The organism is Arachnia propionica (assembly GCF_003859805.1).
Classification (GTDB): Bacteria; Actinomycetota; Actinomycetes; order Propionibacteriales; family Propionibacteriaceae; genus Arachnia; species Arachnia propionica_C.
Genome location: NZ_RQZG01000008.1, coordinates 110,560 through 124,763 on the forward strand (window position 1 = coordinate 110,560; position 14,204 = coordinate 124,763).

The 14,204-nt window shown below is 67.2% G+C and carries 15 protein-coding genes and 1 tRNA gene; 14 read left to right on the top strand and 2 right to left on the bottom strand.

The window, feature by feature from the left end; translation table 11 throughout:
* Positions 1-87: 87 nt before the first annotated feature.
* The 13 genes from ftsW (at position 88) to EII34_RS08485 (ending at position 12,486) form a co-directional block, all read left to right on the top strand.
* The gene (ftsW, locus tag EII34_RS08425) at positions 88-1,317 is read left to right on the top strand and encodes a putative lipid II flippase FtsW (protein ID WP_124844720.1); all 1,230 of its coding nucleotides are present in this window, start codon (positions 88-90) and stop codon (positions 1,315-1,317) included.
* Positions 1,314-2,411 carry an undecaprenyldiphospho-muramoylpentapeptide beta-N-acetylglucosaminyltransferase gene (gene murG, locus EII34_RS08430; RefSeq protein ID WP_124844721.1) on the top strand — a complete coding sequence of 366 codons (1,098 nt, stop codon included), beginning with the start codon at positions 1,314-1,316 and terminating at the stop codon, positions 2,409-2,411. Before ftsW ends, murG begins: the two co-directional genes overlap by 4 nt.
* Positions 2,408-3,859 carry a UDP-N-acetylmuramate--L-alanine ligase gene (gene murC / locus EII34_RS08435; protein WP_124844722.1) on the top strand — a complete coding sequence of 484 codons (1,452 nt, stop codon included), beginning with the start codon at positions 2,408-2,410 and terminating at the stop codon, positions 3,857-3,859. The genes murG and murC overlap by 4 nt, the downstream gene beginning before the upstream one ends.
* Complete coding sequence (locus EII34_RS08440; protein ID WP_185711244.1) at positions 3,856-4,581, top strand: cell division protein FtsQ/DivIB; 726 nt, start codon at positions 3,856-3,858, stop codon at positions 4,579-4,581. The genes murC and EII34_RS08440 overlap by 4 nt, the downstream gene beginning before the upstream one ends.
* A 128-nt stretch (positions 4,582-4,709) precedes the next feature.
* The gene (gene ftsZ / locus EII34_RS08445) at positions 4,710-5,861 is read left to right on the top strand and encodes a cell division protein FtsZ (RefSeq protein ID WP_124844724.1); all 1,152 of its coding nucleotides are present in this window, start codon (positions 4,710-4,712) and stop codon (positions 5,859-5,861) included.
* A 107-nt stretch (positions 5,862-5,968) separates the two neighbouring features.
* On the top strand, positions 5,969-6,448 hold the full coding sequence (locus tag EII34_RS08450) for a cell division protein SepF (protein WP_124844797.1): 480 nt from the start codon (positions 5,969-5,971) through the stop codon (positions 6,446-6,448).
* 3 nt (positions 6,449-6,451) lie between these two features.
* Positions 6,452-6,736, top strand: coding sequence for a YggT family protein (locus tag EII34_RS08455; RefSeq protein ID WP_124844725.1), 285 nt, complete (start codon positions 6,452-6,454; stop codon positions 6,734-6,736).
* A 130-nt stretch (positions 6,737-6,866) separates the two neighbouring features.
* The gene (locus EII34_RS08460; protein ID WP_185711245.1) at positions 6,867-7,811 is read left to right on the top strand and encodes a DivIVA domain-containing protein; all 945 of its coding nucleotides are present in this window, start codon (positions 6,867-6,869) and stop codon (positions 7,809-7,811) included.
* Between the two features lie 76 nt (positions 7,812-7,887).
* The gene (locus tag EII34_RS08465; protein ID WP_124844727.1) at positions 7,888-8,316 is read left to right on the top strand and encodes a TraR/DksA family transcriptional regulator; all 429 of its coding nucleotides are present in this window, start codon (positions 7,888-7,890) and stop codon (positions 8,314-8,316) included.
* Positions 8,317-8,327: 11 nt separating this feature from the next.
* Positions 8,328-8,819, top strand: coding sequence for a signal peptidase II (locus EII34_RS08470; RefSeq protein ID WP_185711246.1), 492 nt, complete (start codon positions 8,328-8,330; stop codon positions 8,817-8,819).
* The gene (locus EII34_RS08475) at positions 8,816-9,736 is read left to right on the top strand and encodes an RluA family pseudouridine synthase (RefSeq protein WP_124844729.1); all 921 of its coding nucleotides are present in this window, start codon (positions 8,816-8,818) and stop codon (positions 9,734-9,736) included. The genes EII34_RS08470 and EII34_RS08475 overlap by 4 nt, the downstream gene beginning before the upstream one ends.
* A 22-nt stretch (positions 9,737-9,758) precedes the next feature.
* Entirely contained in the window at positions 9,759-11,189 is a 1,431-nt protein-coding gene (pyk, locus tag EII34_RS08480) for a pyruvate kinase (RefSeq protein WP_124844730.1), read from the top strand.
* A 49-nt stretch (positions 11,190-11,238) separates the two neighbouring features.
* Positions 11,239-12,486 (top strand): MFS transporter, encoded by a 1,248-nt coding sequence (locus EII34_RS08485; protein WP_185711247.1) that lies wholly within the window; start codon positions 11,239-11,241, stop codon positions 12,484-12,486.
* Here the strand turns inward: EII34_RS08485 and pdxY are convergent.
* A complete protein-coding gene (pdxY, locus tag EII34_RS08490) occupies positions 12,464-13,315 on the bottom strand; it encodes a pyridoxal kinase PdxY (protein ID WP_124844732.1) in 852 nt (283 codons plus the stop codon). The two genes, EII34_RS08485 and pdxY, sit on opposite strands and share 23 nt — an antisense overlap.
* A 42-nt stretch (positions 13,316-13,357) precedes the next feature.
* Positions 13,358-13,440, bottom strand: a tRNA-Leu gene (locus tag EII34_RS08495).
* Between the two features lie 173 nt (positions 13,441-13,613).
* Here EII34_RS08495 and EII34_RS08500 point away from each other — a divergent pair.
* On the top strand, positions 13,614-14,201 hold the full coding sequence (locus EII34_RS08500; protein WP_124844733.1) for an ANTAR domain-containing response regulator: 588 nt from the start codon (positions 13,614-13,616) through the stop codon (positions 14,199-14,201).
* The last annotated feature ends 3 nt before the right edge of the window (positions 14,202-14,204 follow it).

Genomic DNA, 14,204 nt, shown 5'->3' on the forward strand with positions numbered 1-14,204 from the left:
TGCCCGCTTCAGCCACGAACATGGTGGGTGGACGGGCCGCGGGGCGCCGTTTCGTCCGTCTTCCCCGTCAGCGCCTCGAGGAGTGAGATGTCCAGCACCTCAGTGACGGCACCACCGCCCGGTTCCCTGGTGCGCAGCTTCACCCGTTCCCCGATGGCGGATCACCACCTCATCATCTTCGCCACGGGCATCCTCACCGCCATCGGCACCATGATGGTGCTGTCCTCGAGCGCGGTGATCGCGCTGTCACAGGGGGAGTCACCGTACTACTTCGTGATCCGCCAGCTGCTGTTCCTCGCGGTCTCCCTGGTCGTGCTCATCCCGATCAGCAGGATGAGGCCGGATCTGCTGCGTCGGCTCGGCACCGTCGGCTGGATCCTCGCCTTCGTGGGGCTGGCCCTGGTCCAGACCCCCCTGGGGTTCGAGATCTACGGGAACCGGAACTGGATCAGGGTGGGCACACTGTTGACCATCCAGCCCTCCGAGTTCGCCAAGCTCGGCCTGGTGATCTGGGGGGCATCGGTGTTCCACGTCAAGCGCCGCAAGCTGCACCGACCCATGGATCTGTTCATCCCCTTCGCCCCGGGCGCGTTGGTCCTGCTCGTCCTCATCCTCATCGGCAAGGACCTCGGCACCGGTCTGGTCTTCGGGGCCATCATCTTCTGCCTGCTGTTCTTCGTCGGTACCCCGTTGCGCATCCTCGCCCCGGTGGGGCTCACCGTCATCGGTGTGGTGACCCTCCTGATCATGGGATCCCCGAGCCGCAGGGCGCGTTTCATGATCTTCTTCGACCCCCAGTCGAACGCCGACCTGGCCTCCCAGCCGATGGCCGCACTCTACGCCCTGGCCTCCGGCGGTTGGTGGGGGCTGGGGCTCGGGGCCAGCAAGCAGAAGTGGGGCGGCCTCAAGGAAGGGGCCCACACCGACTTCGTGTTCGCCGTGCTCGGGGAGGAGCTCGGCCTCTTCGGCGTGCTGCTGGTGCTCGGCCTGTTCGCACTTCTGGCGCGCAGTGGTTTCCAGGTGGCGCTCCAGTCCGACAAGATGTTCAATCGACTCGTCGCGGCGGGGATCACCAGCTGGTTCCTGCTCCAGGCCCTGGTCAACATCATGGTGGTCATGAACCTGCTCCCCGTCCTCGGCGTGCCGTTGCCCTTCATCTCCTCGGGAGGATCAGCCCTCATGTCCAACCTCATGGCGGTCGGTGTCCTGCTGGCCTGTGCCCGTGACACACCGCGGGCCCGCGCCCACCTCGCAAGCCGCAAGAAGGCCCCGGGGCCCCGGATGACCAGTGTGCTGGCGGCAGGGGCGGACTCGTGACCCGGGTGGTGCTGGCCGGTGGCGGGACGGCCGGACACACCTCACCGCTGATCGCGACGGCGCAGGCGCTGCAGGACCTGGATCCTCAGGTGGAGATCACCTGCATCGGCACCGCGAAGGGGCTGGAGACCAAGGTGATCCCCCGGGCCGGGCTGTCGTTGGAGCTGATCCGTCCCGTCCCCTTGCCACGCACCCTGAACCTGGACCTGGTGAAACTTCCCTGGAACCTCGTGCAGTCGGTGCGTGAGGCGCGGGCGATCCTCCGCAGGGCCAGAGCCGAGGTGCTGGTGGGTTTCGGTGGTTACGTCTCGATCCCCGCCTACCTGGCTGCACGGACCATGCGGGTCCCGGTGTGCGTGCACGAGGCCAACCGGGTGGTGGGAGTCGCGAACAAGGTGGCGGCACGGTTCGCCCGGTTCACCGGTTACACCTTCCCTGAGACGAGGATCCGGGGTGGGGTCAGGATCGGGATGCCGATCAACCGCTCGATCACCTCCCCGGCGATCAGTCGGCAGGAGGCCAGGCAGCGCTTCGGTCTCGACGTCGAGCGTCCGACACTGCTTGTCAGCGGTGGTTCCCAGGGAGCACGCGCCATCAACGAGGCGGTGATGGCGGCGGTCCCGGACCTGCTCGGGAAGGGGATCCAGGTCCTCCACGTCCTGGGCGGCAAGAACTTCACTGAGCGCGATGTCGTCATCACGGACCCCTCCGGTGCGCGCTACGTGCCGGTCGCCTACGTCGACGACATGGTCGAGGCCTACATGGCGGCTGATCTGATGGTTGGTCGGGCGGGGGCCGGAACCGTCATGGAGACCGCCGTGCTGGGCCTGCCCGTCGTGTTCGTCCCTCTGCCGTGGGGCAACGGGGAACAGGCCAGGAACGCCGCCGGTCTGGTGGCCGACGGGGCCGGCATCATGCTGCCGGAGGCCGAACTCGGCGCGGCTAGACTCGTGGAGGTGGTCGTGCCGGTGATCACCGACCCGAAGGAGCTCACCCGAATGGGTGAACTCGCCCGACCACACTCCCCGGCCGATGCCGCCGATGTCCTGGCCCGGAAGGCACTCCTGGCCGCGTCAAGAGAAGAGGAAAAGTGACCCTGCTGAACCCGATCGAGGTCGTTCCCGCCACCGAGGTTGGCCCTGTCCACTTCATCGCGGTCGGGGGCTCAGGCATGAGTGGGGTCGCCCACCTCTACGCCGAGCTCGGCATCCCGACCAGTGGGTCGGACCGATCCGACTCCTCCACCCTCCAGGCACTGCGGCGCGTCGGCGTCACCTGCCACGTCGGCCACGACGCCGCTCAGCTGGGTGACGCCCGGACCGTCGTCATCTCGTCGGCGATCAGGGAGGACAACGTCGAGCTGGCCGAGGCACGTCGTCGTGGGCTCCGGGTGTGGCACCGCTCGGCAGCGCTGGCCGCACTCATGATGGGCAAGCAGGGGGTGGCGGTCGCAGGCACCCACGGCAAGACCACCACCACGGCCATGACGGCGGTCATGCTGAGTGAGGCGGGTGCTGACCCGAGTTACGTGATCGGTGGGCCGTTGTCCACCACGGGGGTCAGTGCGGCCGTCGGAGAGGGTGAGGCCTTCGTGGTCGAGGCCGACGAGTCGGACGGCTCGTTCATGCAGTACCCCACGAGGATCGCGGTCATCACCAACATCGAGGCGGATCACCTGGTCAACTGGGGCACGCCGGAGGCCTATGCCGCCGGCTTCCACACCTTCGCGACCCAGCCCGAGGTGGCCTGGGTGGTCATCAACGTCGACGACGAGGGCTCCAGGACCCTGGCCGATCAGCTCGCCGCCGAGGGCCGCCGGGTCGTGCGTTACGGCGAGGCGGAGGATGCCGACGTGCGGATCAGCGACGTCAGGCCCTCGGGCAACGGGGTGACGGCCATCCTGACCGCCCGTGACGCCGCTGGGCCGATCACGTTGCAGGTGCCCGGCAACCACAACCTGGCCAATGCCTCCGCGGCCTACGCGGTGGGGCGGATCCTCGGTCTCGACCATGACGCGGCGGTCGAGGCCCTCGGCCGGTTCGAGGGAACCCTGCGCCGATTCCAGCTCATCACGGACACGGCCGGGATCCGGGTCTACGACGACTACGCGCACCACCCGACGGAGATCCGGGCGGCGCTGAGTGCTGCCCGTCGCGCCACGGAGGCCGGCAACGAGGCCACGGGACTGCCCGGGCGGCTCATCGCCTGCTTCCAGCCCCACCTGTACTCACGGACCGTGGACTTCGCCGACGAGTTCGGTGAGGTGATGACGTTGGCGGACATCGCCGTCATCAACGACGTGTGTGGTGCCCGGGAGGACCCGATCCCCGGTGTCACCGGAGAACTCGTGGTGGACGCGGCCAGGAGGCACGGGGCGAAGGACGTGGTCTACGTGGTCGACAAGTACGACCTGCCCGCCGCCCTCAACGAGATCGCCCGTCCCGGCGACCTCATCATCACCCTCGGGTGCGGCGATGTCACCATCGTCGGGCCGTTGCTGGCCCCGTTGCTGGCGGAACGCCCGGAGGCGCAGCCCAGGTGAGCAGCACACCAGGCAGGCTCGCCCCGGCCCGACGGAGCCGGTCGCGACGGCAACGGCTGACCCGGACGATTGTGCTCGCTCTGGCCGTGCTGCTGCTGGTCCTGAGCGGGGTGGCCACCTGGCTGTTCGGTTTCTCCTCGGTCTTCGCCACCACGCAGGTGGTGGTCTCGGGCACCTCCCTGCTCAGCGAGGACGAGGTCGTCGGGGCCGCCCGGGTGGAGTTGGGGCGTCCCCTGGCGGTGCAGGATCTCCAGGGGATCAGGTCCCGGGTGGCCGAGTCGTTGCCCGCGGTTCGTGAGGTGGAGGTGAAACGCCGGTTCCCCCACACCGTGGAGATCCTGGTGACCGAACGTGAACTGTCCTACCTGTGGACCGATGACGGGGTGTTGCGCTGGGTCGATGCCGAAGGGGTCGTCTACCACGAGGGCGGGGACGTGCCCGCGGGGACGGTGGCCGCGCAGGTGCAGGGTGAGGTCGACCAGCGGCTGCTGCGGGACGTGGCGACGGTGGTCGGGGCCGCCACCCCGGTGCTGGGGGAGCGTGTCACCCTGGTCAGTGCGCAGGCGGTGGACCAGATCGAGATCAGGCTCGACGACGGCGATTCCGTGGTGTGGGGCAGCGCTGACCAGTCGGACATGAAGGCCCAGGTGCTGGCCGTGCTGCTCAGTGTCGACGCCACCGTCTACGACGTCTCGGCCCCGGGTGCCCCCACCACGCGATGAGGATGCCCTCAGGGGCAAACCCTCAACCTTGGGTTGAGGTGTTTTCGGCCAGAACACGGCATGGCTGTTGGAACAACCGCGGAAGGGCCCCTAGCCTACTTTCGACTACTAAGTGAGGAATGGCGGTCATGGCAAGCGCATCTCAGAACTACCTGGCAGTTATCAAGGTCGTCGGTGTCGGCGGCGGCGGGGTCAACGCCGTCAACCGGATGATCGAGGCGGGGCTGCGAGGGGTCGAGTTCATCGCGGTCAACACCGATGCGCAGGCACTGCTGATGTCGGATGCCGATGTCAAGCTGGACATCGGTCGCGAGTCGACCCGTGGACTGGGTGCCGGGGCCGACCCCGCGAAGGGACGTCAGGCCGCGGAGGAGCACGCCGAGGAGATCGAGGACGCCCTCAAGGGGGCCGACATGATCTTCGTCACCGCGGGTGAGGGGGGTGGCACCGGAACCGGGGCGGCGCCCATCGTGGCGAAGATCGCCCGTTCGCTTGGAGCCCTGACCATCGGTGTGGTGACCCGTCCCTTCTCCTTCGAGGGACGTCGACGTGCCACCCAGGCCGACTCCGGCATCGAGCAGCTGCGCGAGGAGGTCGACACCCTCATCGTCATCCCCAACGACAAGCTGCTCCAGATGACCGACCACCAGATCGCCATCGTCGACGCCTTCAAGCAGGCCGACCAGGTGTTGATGCAGGGTGTCTCGGGCATCACCGACCTCATCACCACGCCGGGTCTGATCAACCTCGACTTCGCCGATGTCAAGTCGATCATGAGCCAGGCAGGCTCCGCCCTGATGGGCATCGGTTCCGCCCGTGGCGAGGACCGGGCGAGGGCCGCTGCGGAGATGGCCATCAGCTCCCCGTTGCTGGAGGCCAGCATCGATGGTGCCCACGGCGTGCTGCTGTCCATCGCCGGTGGGTCCGACCTCGGGCTGTTCGAGGTCTCGGCCGCCGCGCAGCTCATCGAGGAGGCCGCCCACGACGAGGCCAACATCATCTTCGGCACCGTCATCGACGATGCCCTGGGTGACGAGGTGCGGGTCACGGTCATCGCGGCCGGGTTCGACGGTGGCACCCCGCACCACACCCGCCTGCCCCGGGTGGAGCACACCCGCGGGCAGCAGCGCACCCCGGCGGCACCTCCCGTCGCCCCGGCACCGGTGGCGCCCCGCGCACCCCAGGCCGCGCCGATGCCGTCCGCGCGTCCCGAGCCGCAGCCGCGCCCTGCACCCAGGATCGATGACGACGAGCTGGATGTTCCCGACTTCATGAAGTGACGGCGTGTCGGCTCCGTCAAAACGGTGCCGCCCCTTCGGCACCGGGTAGTCTTCTTCCGAGACGAAAGGGAGGGAGACACGTGGGCGTTCGCAAGATTGCCGAGTGGATGGGCCTCGTCGAGGACGGTCGTTACAACGACGTCAGGGACGAGTTCTCCGAGGAGTACGTGGCCGAGGAGTACGAGGAGTACGAGCCCTCCGAGGCCAAGCCGGTCTCGCGCTCCGTGCAACGCCGTCCCCAGGCACAGCCTCAGACCCAGTCACAACCCGTGGTCACCGAGACCCCCAGCACCCCCCAGGTGGCAGACATCAGCCGAATCGTCAGCGTCCGTCCGCGCAGCTACAACGAGGCCCGCGCCATCGGTGAGAACTTCCGCGACGGCATTCCGGTCATCATGAACCTCTCCGACATGGAGCCGGGGGAGGACAAGCGTCTCGTCGACTTCGCCGCGGGTCTCATCTTCGGTCTGCGCGGCAACATCGAGCGCGTCTCCAGCCAGGTCTTCCTGCTGTGCCCCCACAACTTGGTGGTGGGGCCGGAGGACAAGGAACGTCTCGCCACCGGCGGCTTCTTCAACCAGAGCTGACCGTTGATCACGCTCATCCTGGTCTGGATTCTCAGGATCTACCTGCTGGTGCTGCTCGGCCGGGTGATCCTGTCGTGGGTGCCCCTCCTGGCCCCACAGTGGACCCCGAGGGGGCCGGTGCTGGTCCTGGTCGAGGGCATCTACTTCCTCACCGACCCGCCGGTGAAACTGCTCCAGCGTCACATCAAGCCGGTGCGCATCGGGCACGTCGGCCTCGACCTGTCGGTGCTGCTGCTGTTCCTGCTGGTCCAGCTGCTGATCTGGGTCGTCATCCTGCTGCCCCTGTAGAACTGGGTCACCATCCCTTGAGTTCACCTTGAGGTTCCGTTGGACGTTCGGGAACATTAGAGTAACCTGAACGTTGACCCCAATGTTTCTCAGCATTGGGCCCGAAGGTATCTACGACTGGGAGATGAGAATGAGCCTGACCCTGGAAGAGGTTCGCCGAGTCCGGTTCCGGATGGCACGGCGTGGGGCCACCGGTTACGAAGTGGGGGATGTCGATACTTTCATCGACAAGGTGGAGGAGTCCTTCGCCCAGTTCGAGAACGAGCGTGATGTCCTGCGGCGCGAGGCCGAGGCCGCCCGCAACGCCAGTGTTGCCCCCGGTTTCGACGACCGTACGATCGCCGTCAAGGACCAGGAGATCGAATCGTTGCGCGCCGAGGTGGAGCGGCTGCGCGCCGAGGCCAGCAGTCACACGCAGACGCAGGTGATGGCGCCGCTCGCCCCCACCGATGACGGTCGGGTGCAGCAGCTGTCGCAGGACAACCAGCGACTGCGTTCGGAGAACGACCGGCTGCGCCGTGAGCTCGACGAGGCGCGCACGGCCCAGGTGAGCCAGATCTCCGGCAAGGCCGAGACCCTCACCGTCGCGACCCGCGAGGAGGCCACCCCGGCCGTGGTCCGGCTGGTCTCCCTGGCCACCGAGCAGGCCGAGAAGCTGGTCGAGGAGGCCAACACCGAGGCACAGCGCAAGCTGGACGAGGCCAAGCGCCAGGCCTCCGAGATCACCATCGACGCCCGGACCAAGGCGGAACGGGTGGAGTCCGAGGCCCGCGTCAACGCCGAGCAGATGACCCGTGACGCCCGCGACCGTGCGGAGCGGGTCAACGGGGAGGCCGATCGCCGTCGCGCCGAGCTGTTCGCCGACCTGGAGCGGGAGCAGGCGATCCTCACCCAGAAGGTCGCCGCGTTGCGTGGCTTCGAGGCCACCTACCGCGACAACCTGCGCACCTATGTTGGCCGCCATCTGGAAGGGCTCGACCGTGACCTGCCGGAGCCGCTGGACGTTCCGGAACTCGCCGAGCGTTCCCGGACCCCGCGTCTCGACGCACTCGCAAACCAGGATCTGCGCGCCTGAACCGCAGCTGGCTCACTGTCCGGTGGAGGTGTAGTCTCCACCGGACAGTCTTTCCTTCCGCACTTCAAGGATGAACATGGCAACCACGACAACCGAGGAGCCGAGGGCTCCGAAGTCGCTGCCCGTCAGGGATGGCGAGGACCCCTGGACCGATGAGGAGATCCAGGAACAGCGAGAGGCCCTGGCCGAGGAGCTGGAACGTCTCGAGAAGAAGGTGGCTGCCTCGGATCAGGAGTTGAGTGACCTGCTGCTGCAGGGCAACGACGGGGCGGGGCGGGACCCGGCGGATGTCGGCTCCTCCAACTTCGAACGTGACCAGGAACTGTCCCTCGCCCAGAACGCCCGGGAGATGGCGGATCAGGCACGCCTGGCGCTCCACCTGTTCGACGAGGGCAACTACGGTCTCTGTGAGGTCTGCGGGGAGCCCATCGGCAAGGGACGTCTCCAGGCGTTCCCCAGGGCCACCCTCTGCGTGGCCTGCAAGCAGCGCGAGGAACGACGCTGAGTCGTCGTGGGTTGATCCTGCTGGCCGCCGGTGTGGGGCTGCTCGGACTCGGGATCGACCAGGCCACCAAGGAGGTCGTGCTGGCCGCGTTGACCCCTGCCGTTCCCCACGAGGTCCTGGGGGTCCTGCTGCGGTTCACCCTCGTGTTCAATCCCGGGGCGGCATTCGGGCTCGGGACGTCGTTCACCGTCGCCCTGAGCATCTTCGCCGTCGTGGCCCTCGCGGCCTGCCTGTTCGTCGGGTTGCCGAGGATCCGCACCGGGTTCCAGGCCGTGGTGCTGGGACTGCTCATGGCGGGCATCTCGGGGAACCTCCACGACCGGCTGCTCCGACCACCGGGCGTGTTGCGCGGTCATGTCGTGGACTTCATCCAGCTGCCGAACTTCGCGATCTTCAACGTGGCGGACATCTGCATCACGTTCGCCGCAGGACTCATCATCCTCAGCTCACTCCGGAGCCCGCGGCCCCAGGACCAGGGTGAGCGGGTCGAGGAGTTGTCATGAGCGTCTTCCTGGTGCCCGAGGCACTCGCGGGGGAACGCGTCGACGTCGTGGCGGCGAGGATCACCGGGCACAGCCGCTCCCGCATCGCCGAGCTGATCTCGGAGGGGGGAGTGCTGCTGGACGGGGTGCCGGTGACCAGGGCCTCCCGGAGTGTGACCGCCCAGGCGATGCTGGAGCTGGTCACGGCTCCCCGGCCCGACCACGTGGTGGTGCAGCCCCGACTCGCCGACGGGCTGGCCGTCGTGCACCAGGACAACGACATCGTGGTGGTGGACAAGCCGGCGGGGGTCGCCGCCCACCCGAGTCTCGGCTGGGACGGGCCCTCGGTGACGGAGCACCTCGCGGCCGCGGGGATCACCATCGCCACCTCCGGGGCCCCGGAGCGACAGGGGGTGGTCTCCAGGCTCGACGTCGGCACCTCGGGTCTGATGGTGCTGGCCCGTTCGGAGCAGGCCTACTCCGTGCTCAAGCAGGCGTTCCGGGACAAGACGGTGGACAAGACCTACCAGGCACTGGTGCAGGGGCACCCCGACCCGTTCGTGGGCACCATCGACGCCCCGATCGGAAGACATCCGGGGCACGAGTGGAAGATGGCCATCGTGCAGGGGGGACGCGAGAGCGTCACCCACTACGAGGCCCTCGAGGCACATCGTGCCGCAACCCTGCTCGAGGTCTCCCTCGAGACGGGACGGACCCACCAGATCCGGGTCCACATGGCAGCCATCGGTCATCCCTGCTGTGGCGACCCACTGTACGGCGGAGATCCGGAACTGGCACGACGACTCGGGCTCGACCGGCAGTGGCTCCACGCCACGGAACTGGGGTTCCAGCACCCGGTCTCACGGGAGTGGGTGAGCTTCGGATCGCCCTTGCCGCCAGACCTTGCGGAAGCGTTGCGCGTCGTACGGGAGGGGTAGCTTTTCGCGATAGGCTGTCCTCGTGCGCAAAGCTAAGATCGTATGTACCCTGGGGCCGTCCGCGAACACGACGGACCGCCTCGTTGAGTTGATCAACGCGGGAATGAACGTCGCCCGCCTCAACATGAGCCACGGCGACTACGACGAGCACGAGGGCCGCCTCAATGCCGTCCGCGAAGCTGCCATGCTCACCGGTCGTACCGTCGGTGTCCTCGCTGATCTGCAGGGGCCCAAGATCCGGCTCGGCAAGTTCGCCGGTGATCAGAAGTACTTCCTGGAGCGCGGTGACAGGTTCACCATCACCATCGAGGACATCCTCGGTGACAAGGAGCGCTGCTCCACCACGTTCAAGGGACTCCCGGGGGACGTCAAGCCCGGGGACCACATCCTCATCGACGACGGCAAGGTCGGCCTCCGGGCCATCCAGGTCAGCGACACCGACGTGGTGTGTGAGGTCACCGTCGCGGGCACCGTCTCCAACAACAAGGGCATCAACCTGCCCGGTGTCGCGGTCTCCGTGCCCGCGATGAGCGAGAAGGACGAGCGGGACCTGCGCTGGGCCCTGACCAAGGACATCGACCTGATCGCCCTGTCCTTCGTCCGCTCCGGCGACGACATCAAGCGTGTCCACGAGATCATGGACGAGGTCGGCAAGCGGCTGCCCGTCATCGCGAAGCTGGAGAAGCCACAGGCCATCTCCAACCTGCAGGACATCATCGACGCCTTCGACGCCTTCATGGTGGCACGTGGTGATCTCGGCGTGGAACTTCCGCTGGAGGAGGTGCCGCTGGTCCAGAAGAAGATCATCCGTGCTGCTCGCAAGTGGGCCAAACCGGTCATCGTCGCCACCCAGATGCTGGAGTCGATGATCTCCTCGCCGCGCCCCACCCGCGCGGAGGCCTCCGACGTCGCCAACGCCGTCCTCGACGGTGCCGACGCCGTCATGCTGTCGGGTGAGACCTCCGTCGGTGACTACCCGGTCATCACGGTGCAGACCATGGCCCGGATCGTGGAGAACACCGAGCGCGAGGGACATGCGGAGATCAACACCATCGAGTGGGACCCGCACACCACCGGTGGCGTCCTTGCCAAGGCCGCCGTCGAGGTGGCCCAGCGGGTCGGTGCCCGCTACCTGGTGGCGTTCACCAAGTCCGGTGACACGGCTCGTCGACTGTCCCGACTGCGCCCCTCGATCCCGCTGCTGGTGTTCTCCCCGGAGAAGTCCACCCAGCAGAACATGACCCTCACCTGGGGTGTGGAGGCCCACATCACCCCGAACTTCACCGAGCAGGAGCAGATGGTCGAGACCGTCGACTCCTACCTGCGTGATCGGGGGATGATCGAGGTGGGGGAGCGCATCGTGATCCTCTCCGGTTCGCCGATGGGTGTGCCGGGCAAGACCAACAACCTGCGTGTCCACAAGGTCAAGGTCAAGGGCGAGATCGATCTCTGATCCCGACCGTGGTGACGGGGGAGGGCCTGCGGGCCCTCCCCCGTCGGTCGTGCCACGGAGCCTGTGGCAGGACCGCAACTTCCTGACGTTCTGGAGCGGTCAGGCGCTGAACCAGTTCGCCTCCCAGGTCACGCCCGTGGCGATGTCAACCCTGGCGATCCTCACGCTGGGGGCCAACGAGGCCCAGGTGGGACAGCTCAGGGCGGCATCCGTGCTGGCATTCCTGCTCATCGGGCTTCCGGCGGGGGCGTGGATCGACGGGATGCGGAAACGTCGGGTCATGATCGTCGCCGACGGTGTGGGTGCGCTGCTGCTGGGGCTGGTCCCCGTGCTGTTCTTCCTGGGACGGCTCGAGTTGTTGCACCTCTACGTCATCTCGTTCCTGCTGGGTGTCGGCTCGGTGTTCTTCGACGTGTCGTACCAGAGCTACGTGCCCGGACTCGTCGGACCTGCACGGATCCCCGAGGCGAATGCGAAACTCGAGACGAGCCAGCAGCTGTCGCGCATCGCAGGGCCGGCCGTCGCGGGGTGGCTCGTCGCCCTCCTGGCTGCTCCCGTGGCGTTGCTCGCGACCATCGGAGGCATCCTCGGGTCGCTGGTCGCGTTGTCCCGGACCCGGGACGATGAGCGCCCCAGGCCACGACGCGAACGCCCCTCGGTCCGGGCAGCCATCCGGGAGGGTCTGGTCTGGGTCTTCGGGGATGAACGGCTGCGGCGGATCGTGGCGACCTCCTGCCTGTTCAACTTCGGTCAGACCATGGTGGGCACACTGGTGGCGGTGCTCATCCTCCGGAACCTCGGAGCCGGGCCACAGATGATGGGGCTGTTGTTCGGACTGGGCGGTCTCGGTGGGCTCGTCGGGGCGGTGACGAGCAGGCAGCTCTCGCTGCGTCTCGGTGAGGGACGCATGATCGTGGTGGGTGTGAGCGGTGCGGCACTCCTGCTCACGTTGCAGCCCTTGGCCGCGGTGACGGGTGGGCGGGGCGCCCTGGTACTGCTGGCGGTCCAGAGTTTTCTCGGCAGCGTCTTCATGCTGCAGTACAACATCGCCCAGGTGAGCTACCGCCAACGCATCACCCCCACCGATCTGTTGGGGCGCACCAATGCGAGTGTGCGTTTCGTCGTGTGGGGGATCGTCCCACTGGCCGCCCTCGTCGGTGGCGGGCTGGCGGGCTGGGTGGGGATCGCCCCGACCATGGCCATCGGCGTCTTGTGTTGCCTGGTCGGGGTGCTCCCCGTCGCGACGGGCCCGTTCTGGGGTTCGGGGAAACCGCTCAGCGGATCCGCGTCGCCCTGAACTCCATGGCGGGTTCGGCGAAGGCGTCCTGGGAGGCGATGAGCTGCAGTTCCCGGGTGTCGGCCCTCAGGGTCCGCTCGAGCATCGTGAAGACGCTCGAGGTCGTGCGTTCCAGTGCCTCCGCCAAGGAACCGGTGCGCAGCCAGTGTGCGGTGAACAGGGCCGCCGTGACGTCGCCGGAGCCGTTGCGCTTCATCGGCAACCGCGGCGTGGTGATGAGCCAGGCCTCGTCCCGGTCGGCAGCGATCATCGAGAGCTTCTCCTCGCCGAGGTCGGGAAGCTCGACGGAGGTCACCAGCACCGTGCTCGGACCGATCCCGAAGGCCGTGTCGACGGCGGCGAGTGTGGAGTCCAGGTCGAGGGGGGTGGTGCCGGTGACGAAACCCAGCTCGAACTGGTTCGGCGTGATGAGGTCGGCGCGGGGTACCACACGGTCACGGATCAGGTCCTGGACCTCCGGGGCGACATGGCACCCCGATCTCGCGTTGCCCAGCACCGGGTCACAGGCATAGACCGCGTCAGGGCTGTGCTGCTTGACCTTCTCGACGGCCTCGAGGATCGCATCGCCGATGTCGTTGCCGCCCTGGTAGCCCGACAGCACCGCGTCGACGTCGGTCAGAGCACCACGTTCCTCGATCCCGGTGACGATCTCACGGATGTCGTCCCCCTTGAGCATCGGGCCGCGCCACGCACCGTACCCGGTGTGGTTGGAGAAGCAGACCGTGTGGACGGGCATCACCTCGACACCGAGCCGTTGGAGAGGGAACACTGCTGCGGAGTTGCCGACGTGGCCGAAACTCACCGATGACTGGATGGAGAGAAATCTCATGGTCACATCGTGCCACCTCCGGTGACCGCGTGTTCAACCCGGTACCCGGCAGGGGACTTGAACCCCTACGACCCTGCGGTCAGTTGAGTTTGAGTCAACCGCGTCTACCATTCCGCCAGCCGGGCAACGCCGACCATTGTGCCACACGGATGTCCCTCAGGGCACCTTGTCCGATTGGCCGAAAGTAGACATTTCGGTGCTGCGGTGGTGTATGGCGTGGTCAGGCGCGCTAGGATGCTCCACGAGATTCCCTATCAAGTGACCTGAGGGTCCACTCAAAGGAGATTGGAGCTTGGACATGGGCCAGACCCGGCCAACCAAGGTGCTCGTCGCGGAGGACGAGGCGCTGATTCGTCTCGACCTGGTCGAGCTCCTCACGGACGAGGGATTCGAAGTGATCGGACAGGCGGCTGATGGCGAGGAGGCCGTGAAGCTGGCCCGTGAGCTCGAACCCGATCTCATCATCATGGACGTCAAGATGCCGAAGCTCGATGGCATCACCGCTGCGGAGGCCATCGCGGAGGAACGGATCGCCCCCATCGTCATGCTGACGGCGTTCAGCCAGCGTGATCTGGTGGAGCGGGCCCGCGACGCCGGCGCGATGGCCTACGTGGTCAAACCGTTCGACGCCACTGATGTCGTGCCGGCCATCGAGATCGCGATGGGCCGGTTCGCCGAGATCAAGGCCATCGAGGAGGAGCTCGCCAACCTGGAGGATCGCTTCGAGTCGCGCAAGATCATCGATCAGGCCAAGGGCATGCTGCAGGAGGGGCTCGGGCTGTCGGAGCCGGAGGCATTCCGTTGGATCCAGAAGACCGCCATGGATCTGCGCAAGTCGATGCGTGAGGTGGCCGAGGGTGTCATCTCACACAAGAAGAAGGGCTGACCC

Coding starts and splice junctions, on each gene's coding strand:
- ftsW (WP_124844720.1), top strand. CDS start 88: ATGTCCAGCACCTCAGTGACGGCACCACCGCCCGGTTCCCTGGTGCGC.
- ftsZ (WP_124844724.1), top strand. CDS start 4,710: ATGGCAAGCGCATCTCAGAACTACCTGGCAGTTATCAAGGTCGTCGGT.
- EII34_RS08465 (WP_124844727.1), top strand. CDS start 7,888: ATGGCAACCACGACAACCGAGGAGCCGAGGGCTCCGAAGTCGCTGCCC.
- EII34_RS08475 (WP_124844729.1), top strand. CDS start 8,816: ATGAGCGTCTTCCTGGTGCCCGAGGCACTCGCGGGGGAACGCGTCGAC.
- EII34_RS08500 (WP_124844733.1), top strand. CDS start 13,614: ATGGGCCAGACCCGGCCAACCAAGGTGCTCGTCGCGGAGGACGAGGCG.
- EII34_RS08460 (WP_185711245.1), top strand. CDS start 6,867: ATGAGCCTGACCCTGGAAGAGGTTCGCCGAGTCCGGTTCCGGATGGCA.
- pdxY (WP_124844732.1), bottom strand. CDS start 13,315: ATGAGATTTCTCTCCATCCAGTCATCGGTGAGTTTCGGCCACGTCGGC.
- EII34_RS08450 (WP_124844797.1), top strand. CDS start 5,969: ATGGGCCTCGTCGAGGACGGTCGTTACAACGACGTCAGGGACGAGTTC.